Here is an 18113-nt window from a genome sequence, read left to right as displayed (position 1 = left end):
GGGAGGGAGCGACTTGAAGAATTGGGCCCGTAAAGATTCAACAATTGCATGGTTATTCCTGGCGCCCAGTGCGGCGGGGTTTGCCCTGTTTTATCTGATTCCGTTCGGCATGGGCTTGTTCTACTCCTTCATGGACCGCACGGTGGGGGGCCACTATGTGGGACTGGATAATTACCGGGAGGTCATTGCGGGCGAATCCTTCCGGAAGGCGGCCTCTAATACCCTCTACTTCAGTATGGTGAGTGTTCCCCTGCTGATTGTGCTGTCGCTGGGACTAGCGCTGTTGCTGCACAGGAAATTGTATTTTCAGAAATGGCTGAGAACTGCGTACGTACTCCCGCTGGTCGTGCCTGTAGCCTCGATTATCTTGGTCTGGCAGATCCTGTTCGACTGGAACGGGGTGCTTAATGCCTGGCTGAGCGGCTTCGGCCGGACGCGGGTGGACTGGATGAAGACGGAGGCTGCGCGGAATGTAATCATGCTGATGTATGTCTGGAAAAACATCGGGTATAACGTGATCCTGTTCCTGGCCGGCTTGCAGCAGATTCCGAAGGATTATTACGAGACCGCCCAGATTGAGGGGGCCGGCCGTCTAAGGCAGTTCCGGAGCATTACGCTGGTGTATTTAACCTCTACGATGTTTTTTGTCGTCATTATGTCGGTCATTAATTCCTTCAAGGTCTTCCGGGAGACGTATCTGATTGCCGGAGCTTACCCGCATGACAGTATCTATATGCTTCAGCATTATATGAACAACATGTTCCTGTCGCTCGACCTCCAGAAGATGACGGCTGCATCCACCCTGATGGTCGGCGGCATTCTGATCATCGTGCTGGGATTGTTCGCTATGGAACGCCGCTACCGGCGGTATATGGAATAGAGGTGAAAGAGGTCTTGGCAGTTGGTAAAGTCATACAAAAGCTGACGTTAACCGTCCTGATGGGGGCGGTTGCCCTCCTGATGCTGTTCCCGATCGGGGTGACCCTCATCAATTCGTTCATGAGCAGCCGCGAAATCGGGATCAATTACGGCCCCATCGGACAGATGAATCCTGTCATTCAAGGCAGGAGCGATCCGTTCGCCAATCTGAAATGGCTGCCGGATCAGGTCTCCCTGGAGCAGTATGGCAAGGTGCTGATGGACAGCCCGATGTACCTGTCGATGTTCTGGAATTCAGTATTCCTGGTGGTGCCGATCATTGCCGGACAGACGGTGATCGCCGCGCTCGCGGCCTATGCGTTCTCCAAGCTGAGATTCCGGGGGCGGGAATTCCTGTTCCTGGTCTATGTTCTGACGATGCTGATGCCGTTTCAGGTCACGCTGGTGCCCAATTATATTATGGCTGACCGGCTGGGGTTATTAAATAGCCCAGGGGCCATTATCTTGCCCGGAATTTTTGCCGCCTTCGGAGTATTCATGCTCAGGCAGTTCATGCTGGATATCCCGTATGCCTATATTGAAGCGGCTAAGATGGATGGGGCCGGACACTTGCGGATTTTCTATACGATTATTGTTCCGATGGTCCAGCCGGGCCTGGCCGCTCTGACGATTCTGTTATTCGTCGATTATTGGAATATGGTGGAGCAGCCGCTTATTTTCCTGGACGACCCGCTCAGACAGCCCTTATCCGTCTACTTATCGAATGTCAGCAGCGAGAAGGGCCTGGCGTTCGCCGCATCTATGATCTACATGGCACCGATGGTTCTGCTATTTCTGTATGCGGAGACGTACTTCATCGAAGGGATTCAACTGTCAGGAATTAAGGGCTGATGTTCGTGTGTGAGGGATTTTAATGGCAGGAGGAGATAGACGGAATATGAAGACTACAGGAGTGCCCGCAGACCGCACGCGCAAAAAAAACATCAGAACAGCCTTCCTTCTGCTCTTGGGCGTGTTACTCTTCTTCACCTTCTTCAGCAATACGCTGCAGTCGTTGACCCTGCCCAAGGTGACCACGGTCAAGCCGCAGACCAAGAGCCTCGAATTCACGCTGGAGGGCAGCGGGAAGCTTACGCCCGTGAGTGAAGCGAAGCTCCTGAATGCCAGCGGCTGGAAGGTCCGGCAGGTTCTTGTGAAGGAGGGGGACCGGGTCACGAAGGGGCAAACACTGATCCGCTATGACAGCCAGGCCGCCGAAGCGGAGCTGAAGGATGAAGTCGCGGTGCTCGATAAGCAAAAGATCGCGCAGCAGACGCTGCAGGATCAATTCATTCAGACGTACACGGAAGGCGATGAGCTTCAGATTCGCAAGGCCCGGCGCGAGATTGAAGCGGGCAAGGTCGATCAGGTCACCCAGGCGCGGAAAATTGCCGGATTGAGAGAGCGGTTAACGGCGCAGCAGCAGCTTACGGCACCCTTCGACGGGGTGGTCACCCGGGTGAATGCCATTGCAGGAATGCTGTCAGCGGGGGAAGCGGATCTGGTCCTGTCGAGCAGCATTAAGGGGTATCAGTTCGGCTTTACGGCGGACGCGGAGCTGTTATCCAGCCTCGGGGTTACCTTAGGGGAGCAGCTTGAGGTGCAGGTTCATCCGGCACAGGGCCAGCAGGCCCGTTCCTTGCAGGGTAAGGTTGCAGAGATCAAGGACGCTCAGGCGCGTACCGACAGCGCATCCGCTGAGGAGAACGGCAGGGTGGAGCAAATTGCGCAGAAGAATGTCTTCATTGTGCTGAATGAAGAGTCGCTTAAGGGGGGTGAGCAGGTTCAGATTAAGCTGAAGAAGCCTTCCCGGGAGGAGGGACTCCTCGTATCCAATAAGGTTATCCACCAATTGGGTGAGGGAAGCTATATCTATAAGATCGAGGAGCAGAGGGGGGCGCTGGGCAATACCTTTATCGCCCGCGAGGTTACGATCCGCTCCAGTACAACCAATGGCATAGACAGCATCATCCAGACGGATAACCTGTATGAGGATGAGCTGATTATTCTGGAGAGCAGCGAGCCCCTGCAGGACGGGAACCGTGTACGTCTGCAGTAGCCATAGGAGTAAGGCATTTTCTACGAATAATTATTGGGAGGTATTTGAGAATGAAGATGAAGAAGAAGATGGGCTTTCTGGGAATGATTCTTGCTTTTGCGACGATGATGACCGCATGCAGTTCGGGGAGCAGCGCGGAAGCTCCAAGCACAGACGGCAAGACCGTTCTGACATTATCGGTTAGGCAGGACAGTGAGTTCTACCGTGCGCTGGAGAAGAAGTTTGAACAAGCCTACCCTGATATTGACTTGCAGGTGCAGGCTTACAAGGCGATCGGTGAAAAAGCGCAGGATTATGAGAAATACATCAAAAGCACCGGAACGGCACTGCTCTCGGGCAAAGGCGCCGATATTTACGAGACCAGCACTCTGCCGGTCAGTGATTACTTGAACAAGCAGCTATTCCTGAACATGGATGATTACCTGAAGCAGTCACAAACGCTGAAGCAGGAGAATCTGGAGCTTAATGTGCTGAACGCCCTGAAGCTGAACGGGGGCACCTATCTCATTCCTTCCGGGTACAATCTGAGAGCTTTCATTGGAGACGGGGATGCGCTTAAGAATGCGAATGTGGACGATAAGAGCTGGACCTGGCAGCAATTCAGCAGTATTGCCAAACCGGTGATTGAAGCCGGGCAGAAGGCAGGGTCCGGGCACCGCTTCGCGCTCCAGGAGTATCCGCCGGAGATGCTGCTTCAGGAGATGGTCGTGGACGGCTATAACCAGTTCGTAGACGCTGCGGCGCGCAAAGCCAAATTCGATTCCCCTGCCTTCATATTTATGATGCGGCAGATTAAAGAGATGTATGACGATGGAGTGATGAGCGCCGGCTCGGGGGAAGCCGATAATCAATTGTTCTATTCCGCCGTTCTGCAAACCCCGGCTGATTTCGTCAATGTTCCGTATGCTTACTTTACCAATCCGCAGCTGCTGGATAAGCCGCATAGCGGAAATTCCGGCACCATGCGGATTATTCCGGTCTCCACCTTCTCGATCCAGGCCAAATCGCCGGTGGCAGAACAGGCTTGGAAGTTCATGGAATTCCTGCTGTCAGAGGAAGTGCAGAACCTGCAGCGTGAAGAAGGCTTCTCCCTGCTGAAGTCGGTAAACGACAAGCAGCTTGGCGAGCTTCAGCAGGAAGTGAAGGGCGGGACGTATAAGCTTCCAGACGGCAAGTCTGCAAGTGTGCCTGACGAGCAATTCAAGGTATTCAGAGAGAGGATGAATACTGCGGATAACTTCGCCATGCTGGATGTCAAAATTCTGAACATCGCGGGAGAAGAGGCGGTCTCCTTCTTCAGCGGACAGAAGACGGCAGAGGATGTGGCCAAGCTGATTCAGAACAAGGCGACTACGTACCTCAACGAATAGATCAAGGCCTGGGAGGTCCCGGTATGAAGCGAACCACGATTCTAGTCGCAGAGGACGAGAAGGAGATTGCCGACCTGATTGCCTTGCATCTGCAGAAGGAAGGGTATCACTGCATTCAGGTATTCGACGGCCAAGCGGCCGTGCGTGCTATTCAGTCCCAATCCATTGATTTGGCCATCCTGGATATTATGATGCCGAAGCTGGACGGATACGAGGTCACCCGCCAGGTGCGGGTGAAGCATAATCTGCCGATTATTTTCCTCAGTGCCAAGACTTCTGACTTCGATAAGATTACCGGCCTTGTCATGGGCGCGGACGATTATATGATTAAGCCCTTCAACCCTATGGAGCTGCTGGCACGTGTCAATTCCCAGCTGCGGCGTTCCTTGCAGTTCAGCCAGCCTCCGGGTGCCCATTTGACTTCGGTTCTGGAGCTGGGCGGGCTGATCATCGCCCTTGACCAGCACACCGTTACGCTGTATGGAGAAGAGATTGACCTTACGCCGAAGGAATTCGACATCCTCTATCTGCTGGCGAGCCACCCGAAGCAGGTGTTCAGTGCAGAGAGTATCTTTCAGCAGGTATGGGGCGAGGCGTACTATGAGAGCGGGAATACAGTGATGGTACATATCCGCACCCTGCGCAGGAAGCTGGGAGAGGATCAGAACAAGGAACGGTTCATCAAGACCATCTGGGGTGTCGGGTACACGTTCAATGCCTAAGAGAAGCCGGGGCTTCAGAACCAGACTGGTTCAGTTACTGGGCGTAAGCATGCTGCTCTCTGCCGGGATCACCTACGGGATCTTCAAGCTGCTTCAGCTCTATTACGCCGGGGTGAAGTGGGAGGACCCGGAGGCGGAAATCCGCCGGTTCATCTACAGGATCGGAGACTTCAATGTGTCTCTGATGCTGTTCATTCCAATCATGCTGATCTTATTCTTCATGTTCACCAAGCCGTACATCCGCTACCTTAACGAGATTTCCAAGGGGATTCATCATCTGGCGGGCGGAGATTTCCAGAATCAGGTGCGGATTGCCTCCAGGGATGAGTTCAGCGCCATCGCAGAGGATCTGAATGTGGCCGGAGCCAAGCTGCAGGAGGCCGTACAAAGAGGTGATTTCGCTGAGAGCAGCAAGGACCAGCTAGTCGTCAATCTGGCGCATGATCTGCGTACACCGCTGACGTCTGTTCTCGGATATTTGGATCTGATTCTGAGGGATGAGCAATTACCAGTGGAGACGATCAGACATTATGCGACGATTGCCTTCACCAAGTCCCAGCGGCTGGAGAAGCTGATTGACGGGCTGTTCGAGATCACCAGGATGAACCATGGCACACTGCCTGTGGTGAAGACATATCTGGATATTACCGAATTGCTGCGGCAATTGAACGAGGAGATGTACCCGTTATTCGAGCATAATGGCCTGACCTCCCGGCTGAATGTGACTCCTGGCCTAATGATCTACGGGGACGGGGATCTGCTGGTGCGCGTATTAGGCAATCTGCTGACCAATGCCGCCCGTTACGGGCAGGAAGGCGGTTATGTTGATATTAACAGCCGCCCTGATTCAGGTGCAGTAGCGGTTGAGGTCATCAATTACGGAAATCCCATTCCGCCGGAGGAGCAGCCGCATATCTTCGAGATGTATTACTCGGGGGACCGGGCACGGACACATCAGGAGGGCGGGACCGGCCTGGGACTGTTCATTGCACGCAATATTGTAGAGCAGCATGACGGGAGCCTATCTGTAGAGAGCAATGAGCTGCGGACGAGGTTCGAGGTCCGGCTGCCGCAAGCTTAAGCGAAGTTAAGGGAGGAGAGAATTATGAATCATACCACTAGAAAATTTGCTGTCGCCATGCTAAGCCTGGCAGTTCTCAGCCAGTCCATCGCCTTCGGAGCCTATGCGGCGGCCGGGCCTTCAGCGGGAAAGGCGGCTACAGCCGCCGTGTCCACGCTGGAGGGACTGGGGGCGGTCTCCTTGAAAAGCGGCGTGAGTGTGAAGCTGCTGAACGCTGCGCTACAGCCTCAGGAGAGCGGGAATATACTCACGTACACCTTGAATTACTACAACGGAACGGGCAGCAATGTAAGCCTGATCGATTATTTCGCCAAGGTCACCACTTCAAGCGGCGCTGTGATTCAAGGCAAGCCAGTGACAGACAGTGCTGCCGTCAAATCCATTCCGGCTAATAGCAGCCAGTCGGTCACGTATTATGTCAATGCGGGTAAGGCTGCCAAAATAACCGGAGTCCGAATCGCCCTGTTCGGCTGGGACTTCAGCCAGGTGAATTACCAGAAGAAGCTGGGGACGTTCACGATTCCGGGTTCCTACTCGGTAGCCACCGCCAGAGGGCAGAGCAAAAAGCTGGTCCTGGCGGGTGTGCCGGTGATCAGTAAGGCCGAGAGCCTGCAGATCGTTAAGGCTAACGGAAAAGTGTATGCCAGGGTGGGCATCAGCTTCGCCAATTCGGGTACCAAGGTGCTTAAGGAAACGGGCCTGAAGGGATATCTGATATCCTCGGGAGGCTCCAGATTTGAACTGAATGCCGCCCCTGCCGATTACCAGATTCAGCCCAAGGAGAAACGGACCGTGCAATATCTGGCGGACATTCCCTCCTATACGAAGACGGATAATATGTCCTTGCAGTTCGTCCAGGAAGACAGCGCGCTGCAGCTGAACCTGCCTGTGGCCGAGTATAAGCTGCCTGCTGCACAGTCGCCCAACTTCACCGTACCCGCTAATGCCGTCGCGAAGCTTAAGGTTGCTAACAATACAATTGAGACGCAGCTCGCAAGCGCGGCGGTGTATTCGGAGGATCACCTGGCGAAATGGAGCCTGAAATTCCGGGTTCGCAACACAGGCAACCAAGCGGTGACGATTCCGGCCTACCCCTTCAGCCTGACGACTGCCGAAGGGTACAGCTATCCGGTCAGCAATAAGGCACTGGCCGGTCTGAGTCTGAAGCCGCTGGAGGAGCGGGTAGTCGAACTCAGTGCAGAGCTGCCCCTGAAGCTTAATCAGGGAGTGCTCCAGCTGCAGATGAACGAGCCGGCCGAAGAGGGCCGGATCGCCTTCCCGGCGGCTTACTATCAGATTCCCTACTCCTTGCAGCCGAATCATCTGCTGGCGACTGAGTACCCCGTGCAGAACAGTCTGGGTACCTTCGTGGTGAAGCTGGAATCGGTGGAACGCCTGCCGTGGTCGGACCGGGATCAGGTCGTGACCAAGATCAGCCTCCGCAATTCAGGGTCCACGAATGTGCAGCTCCCGGCGCTAACAGCGCTGCTGAAGGCGGGGGATCTCGATATCAGCGGCAGTTCGCAGATGGTGATCGAAGGCTCCAAGAGCCAATTGGCCCCGCAGGAGACAGCGGTTCTGTATATTACGGGGAACCTTCCCTATTCTTATAATCTGACGAAGCTGAAGGTGATCCTCCAGTTTCCTTCGGAAGAGACCCAGGCGAATTTCCTCACGCTGTTCACCAGCCAGGTGGAGAATACCTTAAGAACCGTAGCGGCCGGTGAACCCTTCCGCCTGGAGCTGGCCGGGAAGAAGGCAGAGATTCTGGAGCGGCAGAGCCGGATCTATCCGGGCACGGATTCCAAGCTGATCTACACCGAGCTGGTGATGATCAACGAGGAATTACGTAAGACCCAGCCGGCGCAACTGGTAGGCTATTACCGGACCCCGGATCGACAGTATTTTGAGGCGGTAATCTCGCAGTCCTCCGCGGCCCTGAACCCCAAAGAGAAGAGTCTCGTCACCGTCTGGAGCAAGCTTCCTCCGGAGATCAATGCGTCGGATCTAACCCTCTTCCTCGGGGAAGGCATCGCCGAAGGCAAGCTGACCGCACCCGGCGCAGTGCCGACCGCTTACATCCAGACCGTGGGCCTGGGGCTGAGTCCGGCCAATCCTGCTCCGCAGCCGTCCCTTCAGAAGCTGGACCTGTTCCCGTACTCCCTGTCCGTGAACCAGGTGACCGCCACGATGCCTGAAGACAGGGAGTCCATAGAGGTACAGATGAACTACCGGTTAACCCGAAGTGAGCAGTATGTTGCTGAGGCGAATGAGCATAAGCTGGTGGCCGAGCTGATTGATCCGTTCGGGCAGCCGTCGGAGCAGCTTCTGCCTCTGGGAGACGGACCGGTTGGTGCGGGAGCCACGGGCAGCTTGTCCTTCCCGCTGAACAACAAAGCGTACAAGTCCCTTACCGGCGCAACGGTGCGGGTGAATATTTACGATGAGTTCCAGGGCAAACGGATACTACTGGGCAGCCAGAATTATGCTGTGGTGTATGATCGGCCTGCGGCGAAGAAGGGGGAGGAGGAGTGATAGTGCAGATTAAAGAACAGGCTGCTGTCCAATGATGGAAAGCAGCCTGTTTTTCTTATATTGGATTGGATGACTTCCGTCTTCTGAGGTAGATCCACATTATGAATACGACTGCTAGTGCAATTAGAGCGCTTATCATAATAGGTCGTAGTAAGTGATTACTATCATCATTTTTGTATGCAGAAGCAACAGTTCCCGAACCATCTTTGGCGTCCTCTGATGAATCGTTTTGTAAGGATTGCAGTACATCTATTAAATGCTCCGGTGGCTGAGGTTCTGAATTGCTGCCTAATCCTTTTGATTCTGTTGATGAGGTCTGCTGTGGGGCAATAATGAGCTCCTGATTATCTTTTTTGAAAGCAGCGATATATTCGTCCCGCTCACGGATAAGGGTAGGCTCACTCACATTCCCCTCAGTTTGCAGAGCTTGAATGGCATAAGCCAAGGTTTCAGGATTTCCCCCGAACTCGTTAACCTGATAAGAACCGTTTGAATCTTTTTGAATGACCATCTTGGATTTGGGTACCCCATTCGACAAAATAAGAAATTCCCACGATTCCTGAGGAGTTACTGTTTCAAGTAGACTGTCAGAAGCTTCCATCAATTTTGCGCCATCAATGAAATGAATCTGCATTCCTTCACCGACAGTAATTTCACCTATCTCTGTTTCATTGGTATAACCGTATCCTTCGGGGTCCTTAGACAACCCTTCTTTAATTAAGCTCAAGCCCTCTGTATTGGCAAAAAAAACCACATCTTCTGCAACGCCTTGGGCCTGTATAGGTGAGAGTAAATGTAGAAGTAACAAAAATGAGGCAACACTTGCCAGGAATATCTTTTTCCTCATGCAAATCCCTCCTTAAATATATTTGTTGAAGCCATGAAGTCCCCATCTCCAAGTTCTATCGTAGCTGGAGCCACCTTTAACGTTGGTGTATAGCATGGAGGTTTTTGTACCCCCACTTGGGTTCATATGTTGAATCCAGTCATTTCCTCCAAATGTGTCGTACCCATAAATGACAATTGCGCACCATGAAGTTATCTTTTAAGAAGCATTGGGTGCTAGTGGGAACATTTGTTTCTATATTTCTCTTGTCTTTTGTTACCCCTATGTAAAATTTAAAATAATATTTTCTGAGAAGCGTAAATAATAAAAGATTCGATTCAACTTTAAAAACGAAGGACATAAGGGGAAAGTTACACTTAATTGGAAAAAAATATAATTTGGGAAATCACGAACAACAAAATTTTGTATTTATGATTTTTTAGGTTTGACAATAAAACTTGGCGCGTTATAATAATCATGCCAAGTTTTATTGGCGTTGATTTGCCAATCCGGGAGGAGGATTTTTGTGAATAAAGAAGAGATATTGGAGAAAAGCAGAGAAGAAAAAAAAGACGAGGGCAGAGAATTTGTTTTTCATAAAGGAAGAAAAAGCGGCGTCACGGGAATGTTAATACTGTTTGTCATTTTAGCTGTGTTTAATTTATATAACAACCATCTGGAAACAACCTATGCATTAGTAACGATGTTTTTTGGTTATCTGGGCAGTGAAAGTATGGGGATATATACTTTGACTCATAAAAAAATTGATTTACTCAAAACGGTTATAGGATGTATCGTATGTATTGCCTTTCTAGTGCTCTATCTTAACGGGGTGACAAATTAAGATGACAGAGCATTTGGTGTTAAAAAATAAACTGCGGGAAGCGCGAAGTGAACTTAATCTGTCGCAGGCGCAATTGGCCGAAATGGTGGGTGTATCACGGAATACGATAAGTTCTATAGAAACGGGACAGTTTAATCCCACCGCAAAATTGGCTTTGATTCTATGTATTGCACTGGATAAAAAGTTTGAAGACATGTTTTACTTTTAAGGAGCTTCTGGGCAAAGCAAAGGAAACAGGGAATGGTTCTGACACCCAAAACAAGCCTCTAGAATACTTCTAGGGCTTGTTTTGGGTGTATTAATTTACGCTACGCTCTAACCAGCGGCCCAAACATCCAATTCGATCTTCAATTCAGGCAGGCCTAATCCTTGGATATAGGCAACGGTCATGGAGGGAGGCGTAGGGCCGAACACTTCATTCCAGATGGAATAGAAATGATCCCAATCGATTTCCTCCGTCGCCCAGATGTTGATTTTGATGACATGATCCGGGGTTAGCTGCTGTGAAGACAGGATGTCGACAATATTACTTATCGTATTGGTTACTTGCTGATTGAAATCTGCGGGAATATTGTTGTTCTGATCGATCCCGATTTGACCGGAAAAGACATACATCTCAGCGTCTCTGCTGATCTTAGTGACATGGCTGTAGCTTCCAACCGGTTTGGCTATATTCTCAGGATTATATCTTTGAATGACATTGTTATTTAGGCTCATTGCTTATAAGTCTCCTTTTAAATGGGCTGTTTTTTATAGTATTACTTCATATTGGACAGACCTATCCCGTCTACATGAATTCTAGAAAAAAACAGCAGTCGAATACCCGATTCCAGCAGACAGATGTTGAATAGATCTCTTTTTCATCAGGTATCCCTCCTAAACATTTAAAATTTAACTTACTTTATGAATGATAACATACCCTCAAGAAAAACAAAAATACAAGGTGCGAAAAGGTGCGGGACGAGCTATAAGTTAAAATTTCCCTCTGTCGTAATACTTCCGCCCTGTTGGCCCGCTGGACCGTGTGCGATGATGGATTCATCAAACGGCGGCAAGATCGCCGGGAGATCTTCAGGCTATTGCGGTCCTTCCTTCTACTCAATTGGATGAATTAGGGCCGCAGCTCTCCTGAAGGATGCTTACTCAGAGAGGAGGCGTCCAGGCTATTGTATTCCTTCCTTCTACCCATGGACTGAAACCGAGTAGGGATACGGCTCTCCTGGACACTTTTACTATGCAAATTAACCGAATCTACCTGCGTAGAGCAGGCAAAATAATGCTGAAACATACACCTGATGCTGCTGACACGAAGAAGCTACCGAAGGGGTACTTGGCCGCAGCCCTCCGCAATCTGCAGGGGCTTGGATATACCCTGTCGCCTGCCTTGTTCCGGGCGGTCCAGAAGCTGCCCCGCGAGGCCTTCGAGCAGCTGTATTATCCGCTGATTGCCGATGTAAGACGGATGGTTGGCGCGCATGTGCATTATGCACCGATGTATCCAGGGTTCCCGGAGCAGGTCATGCAGGAGGATGAAGCGGAGCTGTATTTCAATGCGATGTTCCATTATTACACCTGGGAGCTTCCATATGCTGATTCCGTGCAGCGAACGCCCCTTGAGGAACAGGTAAAGCTGAAGGTCATTGACCTGGGGAGCATCACGGAGTTCCGCACCCTAATCCGCCAGCTGATGGAGGCCAGAGGCTCGATCTCGGCAGAGGATCAGAAGGATATCGATGCTGTGATTGCGAATACAGCCAACGAAGAACTGGATGAACTCCTGCCGCAGGAGATCCCGTTCAAGGAGAATGCCGGATTCGTGGCAGCCTCGCTGCTTAGGCATGATAAGGCGGATGTAGCCACAATAAGCCCCTATTTCATGACAGCAACCGATGTGCTGCGGCTGGCGGTGGCCTGGTCGGAGGGCGATGTCAGTCTGGCAGCGGCCACCCGCTTCCGCAAGTTCAAGCGTAGTGAACGCCGGCTGCTGCTGGGGCTCTTGGAGCGGTGTCAGACGATCACCGAGGATATGCTAAGGTACAGGGAGCGCTGGATTCGTCTTGGCGAGATCCTGCATCCATCTGAATATAAACAGCGGTATAAGCGCTGTGAGGAAGCTTTTGATATCCTGCGCAACAACAAAGCCTTCACGACCTTTAACGGAAGTGTGGAGCTTGCCCTTCAGTATCACCAGATGTGGACGGCGCTGGATCTGCTGGCGAAGCGTCCGGGTGAATTCGCACGAAGATTGGCGAAGCTGCTGCGGATGACCCGCGAGCCGGAGTACGTGGTGATGGCCTTCGCAGAAGTGGCAGACCAGGTATCGACCCCGGTGCTGCTGCAGGTGAAGAGCTACTTCGCGCGACAGCGGGAGCTGCCGGAGCTTAGGGTGTTTTTTCCCAAGGGAAATGTCGCCAAAGCCTGGGCCACTCCTAATACTCTGCCGGAGATCAGTGAAGAAGACTGCCGGGATATTGTGGATCTCTGCGAGCAGACGCTGGTGGCACGGTTCGCTGTCCGGCCCTCCTTGGGAAAAGTATATGTGGATGAGCGTCTGAAGGACTATCTTGTGCCGTTCTCCCAGCGGTCAGCCAGCAAAGCACTGCATACTCTGGTACGGGGAAGCCGGATTCCGCTGGAAGAAGGGAACACGGTCCGTTTCTTCTGCTGGTGGAAGGAAGGGAAGATGGACGGTACCTCCACAGGCCGCGTGGATATTGACCTGTCCGCAGTGATGTATGATAAGAATTGGAATTATGTCGAACATATCTCTTATACGAATCTGCGCTCGGCACAATATCATGCTGTCCATAGCGGGGATATTGTAACGGCGCCTTACGGGGCCAGTGAGTTCATTGATCTGCATATTCCTTCTATTGTTGAGTATGGCGGAAGGTATGTAGTGGCGACTCTACATTCCTTCACAGGACAGCCGTACTGCAATCTGCCGGAGTGCTTCACGGGGTGGATGATGCGGAAGAAGCCGGGGTCCGGTGAAATCTATGAGCCAGCCACGGTGTCGAACAAGATTGATGTCACGGCGGATACCCAACTCGCCATTCCTGTGATACTCGATCTGGTGGAGCGGACCGTGATCTGGACAGATTTGTCCCTGACCAGAGATCCGTTCCATGTGAATAACGTGGAAGGGAACCAGAAGGGGATGGTGATCATCGGGAAGGCGATGACCTCCTTGAAGAAGCTCGATCTGTATGATCTGTTCACGCTGCACGCCAAGGCCCGAGGTGAACTGGCCGCATCCCCACAGCAGGCCGATACCGTATTCTCGGTAGACCAGGGAGTGACTCCGTACCACATCGAGCAGATTATGGCCGAATATGTGGTGTGAGCAGAGCGGGCAACCGGTTTGTTCAAAAGAAAGGGGTGTCTCAGCCATGATATGGCGTGGGACACCCCTTCTTCTAAAAACTATTCTATCTCGATCCCGTACCAGCCGTCTGCAAGTGGAGTCAGCTTATACTTAACCGGCTCTGCTGCATAGGCCTGCTCCACCATGCTCTGACTTGCGCAATACACGATATGATAGGTCGCGCCATGCTCCCTTTCCCAGTCGAATATGAACCTGAGGAGCGGCTTTCCGTCCTGCCTGCTGTAACGCACGAAGTCCAGGCTGTCCCCAGACCATGCAGCGATCTGCCGGATCTTGTCTTGCAATTCTGTATTCACACTGTCATGGAACGGAGAGGTGGTATTACGATTATTGGAGTAGATGAAGGTATTCCCGATATCGCTCTGCTCATCCAGGCTGTCCATCAGCAGCAGGGTCTCCGACTTCACAGCATCAAACTGCGCGCGGTGCTCCCGGAAAATATTATATTTCGCCATGGAGGGGTCGTACATGATGATGAAGCCCGCCGCTGCAAGCAACAGTATAATGGTAATGCCAAGTAAGACTCGTGTCCTGCGACTCAATAGCTTCACCTGCCTGATCCATTGAAATTAGTTAACGGAGCCGCTAAAAGGCAGCTCGTAGTCAATCGTTGTAATGAAAGGTACATATTTGCCGTTGAACCGTTCGTAGTGCTGCAAAGTGAACCAGTCCACAAATCCCGGATTATTAATCTCATCATCAGCATCCAGGCCGAAATGATCGTAGAAATGGAACACCAGCTTGCCGCTGAATTGACCTCCGTTGTTGTTGAAGTCCTTAATGGTAATATTATGACCATGGAAGGCATGGATAGCCAGAGATAACGACAGATTGCTTTTCTCCGTAAATACCGGATACGGGCTGGTCGGGAATTGATTCACGTAACTATACACCACATTCCGGTTGCTGTTCGGATCAAATTTTAGTCTGGACAGATCACCGTTATTACTGCGCAGCTCCTGCACAACAAAATTCTTGATTAATTGTACATAGTTCTGGGTGCTGGCGTCCGTGATGACGGCATTATCCAGCTGGCTGTTATGATACTTGATATATTTGCTGGTATCGAAGGTGTCGCCAAGGGTTACCGAGGTTCCCTCATTAATGGTTTTGCTGTATTTGAACGTTGAGATCAGATCGCCAAGAACGAATTTCATATCATCCGTTGCACCTATTTTGCCGACAACGAACAGAAGAGCCATCTCGCCCCAGATCATGGACTCGGGCGTAATTCTGGCCACCGAGAATACCGGGTCCAGCTTGAGTAACTCAAAATAAGTGTAGTCATTGAACGTCAGGTCATCGGAGACTGGGGAAGTTCCCTGCGGTGCTTTCTTAAGAATTCCTTCTCTGTTATCAGATTGAAGGATCAGGGCCTCCCTTACATCTGGAATCAGTCTTCTGCTGTCCACCGCATCGTTCAAGCCGTCGCCGTCCGTATCGGCCAGGTTGGGATTGGAGTACAAATAGGCGTAGACCTTGTCGCCGGATTTAACAATACGGATCTCTTGCCCGTCCTTAAGCCCGTCGTTATCGCTGTCTGCATCCAGATAATTCAACCTTATTGCCGCACCGCCAGTACCAACACGCAGTCTTCCGGCCTGCATCTCCTTCTCATGATAATCGCTGATGCCATCCTGGTCTGTATCCTTATACAGATCGGAAGTCTCGGCAATGGTATCGAAGATCCCATACAATTGGCTGGCATTACTTGCATGATAATAGCTGCCGCCGGTGCCCTGAGCCATGCTGGTCAGCACACTGGTCGAGATACTGCTCCCCAGGCCCACTGTATATATGACGATGCCCTGGTCGGCAGCCCGCTTGGTCAGTGCGGTGTCATAAGAGCCTTCCCCGTCGGTAAGCATAATAATGTACTTCAGGACATCCGTTCTGCCGCCGGCGGTGAACAGACTAATCGCACTGGCAATCCCGCTGCTCAGAGTTGTTCCGCCGTTCGCATCAATTCGCCCCGCAGCCTGACTCAGCACGGCCTTGTCTGAAGTGAAGCCGGATAATACCGTAGCATAGTTGTCAAAATCAACCACAGCCCCGCGGTCACTGTCCGTCAGCAGATCAATAAACTGCCGGGTAACGCTGATTCTCACATTGTTCCGGTCATTGTCTGACATACTGCCCGAGGAATCAATGACAAAGGCGACATCCATCCCGGCATAATGCTCCTGCCCCTCATCATACAGGAACTTATACTGCCAGACCTGGTCGTATACCGTCTTATTCAGCAGAATGTACCTGGAGAAATGAGCCGTCTCGGCCGAGACCACATTCCCGGCGACCCGCTGATCCGGCAGTTCTTCGAATAGCTGCGACTCCTCATTGTAATAGTAGATCCGCGGCACAAAGCCTGCCTGACTCAGTAAGCTTTTATCAAACTCAAAGGAGATTGTCGCCTTCTCAAAGCTTCCATTAATGGAGAAATTATAGCCCTGGTCAATATACCCGGGGATGGTTATATCATTAAGAATGCCATCTTGGACCGGCTGGACAGACAAGCTGTCTACCTGCTCCGCAGTGATCCCTTCCACGGCCACACTTGGCACAGCCTGGCCCCCTGCTTCTTCTGCCTTGAGCGTTCTTGCGAACTTCGTCTCAGGCACAAGCGGGTCGCTTCCGATCTTGAGTTCCCAGGCGTCAGAGAGTCCGTCGCCATCGGTGTCGGCCTTCAGGGGATCGGTCTTGTGCTTATGGACCTCTTCGCCGTCCGTCAGGCCATCGCCGTCACTGTCCTCACTGATGAGGCTGGTGCCCAGCATCAGCTCCTCCAGGTTGGTTAATCCATCCTTGTCGTAGTCTTCATCACCGTCAGCAGTCCCGTTCTTATCACTGTCCGGTTCAAGCGGATTCAGCTTCAGCACGAGCAGCTCATCCCGGTCGCTTAACCCGTCGCCGTCGGTATCCTTGCTGGTAGCGGAGAGGCCATAATGCTCCTCATAGTAATCGCTAATTCCGTCATTATCGCTGTCCTTCTCCCGGTCAATCCCGAGGTTATCCAGATTGCTCTCGTCGAAGTTCACGATAATATACTCTTGGGTCACTTCAGTCCCATCTTGAACTTGTGCGCGCAGCTTCAGCAGATTGTATCCGATGCCAAGCCCGATTCCTTCCGCAGACCACGCCGCACTTACAGGGATTGTCCCTTGCTGGAGGACTGCTTTATTTTTATCCGTAATCTCATAAGTGAATGCCTTGACCTGTGATGCCCCGCTCAGCGTTCCGGTCAGCTTGTCCATCTTGGAGTTCAGGAAGTAATAATCACCTTCCGGACTGTTCTGAAGCTGGAGACTGTACGTATCAAGCTGCACGGAGACCCCGCCCGGCTCAGGCTCCGGTGTCACTTTCCGGGTTGAGAATTGCGTCAGTTGATAGCCCGAAGGTTCGCTTGACACATTCCCCGGGTTCCCGGAGAAGCCCAGGATCAGAGTCTCGCCCGGCTGAATATTGGCATTATAGCCCGCATTATGTATAACGTAATGATTGCCGGTATGCCCGGTAATTTCAGCCGTCCAGAACCGGTCCAGGTTCCCGTCATAATCGAACTCCAGCGTCCAATCCTCTATGGTTGACTGCGATGTATTCTTAATGGCAATCTCACCGTTAAAAGCGCTCTCCCAATCACTTGTTACCTTGAAGCTTGTTTCGTATTGCCCCGCCGGTACGATCTGTTCCGCACCCGGCATCTCAAATGCTACAGGCAGCTGAAGCTCTCCTTCAAATGAAGCCGTGAAGCCGAAATTCACACTGCCACCCACCGGAATGTCCTGATTGCTGCCTGCATTCTTGATGGTATAAACTCCGTTCTCGTAGGACTGTACTTGTCCGTTCCAGATATTCGTAATCTCATAAGGGGATGTAAAACCAATACTCCAGTTCTCCAGCGTCCGGTTACCCGTATTCCTGATCGTAACATCTGCGTTAAAGGCGCCTTCCCACTGGGAGGAAATTGTGTAGATTACCTCGTACCCCTCTCCTGTGTACGTTGTTTCCTGCCTGCCGCCCGTGTCTTCCTGAGCTAGAGCGGGCCTGAGCTGAAGAGAAGAGAATACCAATAACAGAATGGCAAATAAGATGAAGCTTCGTTTCATGATCCTTGTCTTGAACATTGCTGCCGTTCCTCCTTATATGATCGCTAATGTGGTGGATAATATGTAAGATCTTGGAGTGTATGAATCTATCATATTTGCATAAAGAGGTTTAGGCAACAACAAATGGAAGAAAAGTAGAAGGGCGTCAAAAACAGCCAGCTTATAGGCTGACTTGTACGTGTGAAGGAGGTTTTAATAGCTTCCTAATACCGCCGTTATCTAATCCTCCAAATGATTGGTTCTCAGCAGGCGGCCGAAGACTGTTAG

At 51.6% G+C, this 18113-nt stretch carries 14 protein-coding genes; 10 read left to right on the top strand and 4 right to left on the bottom strand.

The annotated features are described in order from the left end of the window. Positions 1–13: 13 nt before the first annotated feature. Genes J2Z70_RS02405 through J2Z70_RS02375 form a run of 7 tightly spaced genes read left to right on the top strand, consistent with a single transcriptional unit; the run spans position 14 to position 8685 of the window. Positions 14–880 (top strand): carbohydrate ABC transporter permease, encoded by an 867-nt coding sequence (locus tag J2Z70_RS02405; RefSeq protein ID WP_209868893.1) that lies wholly within the window; start codon positions 14–16, stop codon positions 878–880. Between the two features lie 59 nt (positions 881–939). Next, positions 940–1770: a carbohydrate ABC transporter permease gene (locus tag J2Z70_RS02400; protein ID WP_155991258.1), complete on the top strand. Its 831-nt coding sequence runs from the start codon at positions 940–942 to the stop codon at positions 1768–1770. Between the two features lie 46 nt (positions 1771–1816). Beyond that, complete coding sequence (locus J2Z70_RS02395) at positions 1817–2977, top strand: efflux RND transporter periplasmic adaptor subunit (RefSeq protein ID WP_209868891.1); 1161 nt, start codon at positions 1817–1819, stop codon at positions 2975–2977. Positions 2978–3027: 50 nt separating this feature from the next. Further along, positions 3028–4347 carry an ABC transporter substrate-binding protein gene (locus tag J2Z70_RS02390; protein ID WP_342592977.1) on the top strand — a complete coding sequence of 440 codons (1320 nt, stop codon included), beginning with the start codon at positions 3028–3030 and terminating at the stop codon, positions 4345–4347. Between the two features lie 23 nt (positions 4348–4370). Continuing rightward, positions 4371–5069, top strand: a complete 699-nt coding sequence (locus J2Z70_RS02385) for a response regulator transcription factor (RefSeq protein ID WP_209868890.1) — start codon at positions 4371–4373, stop codon at positions 5067–5069. Then, positions 5062–6150 (top strand): HAMP domain-containing sensor histidine kinase, encoded by a 1089-nt coding sequence (locus tag J2Z70_RS02380; protein WP_209868888.1) that lies wholly within the window; start codon positions 5062–5064, stop codon positions 6148–6150. The genes J2Z70_RS02385 and J2Z70_RS02380 overlap by 8 nt, the downstream gene beginning before the upstream one ends. Before the next feature lie 24 nt (positions 6151–6174). Continuing rightward, positions 6175–8685, top strand: coding sequence for a hypothetical protein (locus J2Z70_RS02375; RefSeq protein WP_209868886.1), 2511 nt, complete (start codon positions 6175–6177; stop codon positions 8683–8685). 55 nt (positions 8686–8740) lie between these two features. Here J2Z70_RS02375 and J2Z70_RS02370 read toward each other — a convergent pair whose 3' ends face one another. Next, entirely contained in the window at positions 8741–9532 is a 792-nt protein-coding gene (locus tag J2Z70_RS02370; protein WP_209868884.1) for a hypothetical protein, read from the bottom strand. Between the two features lie 505 nt (positions 9533–10037). Here J2Z70_RS02370 and J2Z70_RS02365 point away from each other — a divergent pair. Continuing rightward, positions 10038–10355, top strand: coding sequence for a DUF6442 family protein (locus tag J2Z70_RS02365; protein ID WP_209868882.1), 318 nt, complete (start codon positions 10038–10040; stop codon positions 10353–10355). Between the two features lies 1 nt (position 10356). Continuing rightward, complete coding sequence (locus J2Z70_RS02360) at positions 10357–10563, top strand: helix-turn-helix transcriptional regulator (protein ID WP_209868880.1); 207 nt, start codon at positions 10357–10359, stop codon at positions 10561–10563. 107 nt (positions 10564–10670) lie between these two features. On the opposite strand, the gene J2Z70_RS02355 is transcribed toward J2Z70_RS02360, so the two are convergent. Further along, on the bottom strand, positions 10671–11072 hold the full coding sequence (locus J2Z70_RS02355; RefSeq protein ID WP_209868878.1) for a RidA family protein: 402 nt from the start codon (positions 11070–11072) through the stop codon (positions 10671–10673). Between the two features lie 517 nt (positions 11073–11589). Between J2Z70_RS02355 and J2Z70_RS02350 the strand changes: the two genes are divergently transcribed. Further along, the gene (locus tag J2Z70_RS02350; protein WP_209868877.1) at positions 11590–13701 is read left to right on the top strand and encodes a TerD family protein; all 2112 of its coding nucleotides are present in this window, start codon (positions 11590–11592) and stop codon (positions 13699–13701) included. 80 nt (positions 13702–13781) lie between these two features. On the opposite strand, the gene J2Z70_RS02345 is transcribed toward J2Z70_RS02350, so the two are convergent. Beyond that, positions 13782–14285, bottom strand: coding sequence for a hypothetical protein (locus J2Z70_RS02345; RefSeq protein ID WP_209868875.1), 504 nt, complete (start codon positions 14283–14285; stop codon positions 13782–13784). Between the two features lie 27 nt (positions 14286–14312). Next, positions 14313–17864 (bottom strand): DUF3289 family protein, encoded by a 3552-nt coding sequence (locus tag J2Z70_RS02340; protein ID WP_209868874.1) that lies wholly within the window; start codon positions 17862–17864, stop codon positions 14313–14315. Positions 17865–18113: the final 249 nt, after the last annotated feature.

The sequence above is a fragment of the Paenibacillus silagei genome, assembly GCF_017874735.1.
GTDB classification, from domain to species: domain Bacteria; phylum Bacillota; class Bacilli; order Paenibacillales; family Paenibacillaceae; genus Paenibacillus_AQ; species Paenibacillus_AQ silagei.
The sequence above is the reverse complement of the archived record's forward strand: the minus strand, read 5'-3'. Positions and strand labels throughout refer to the sequence as shown.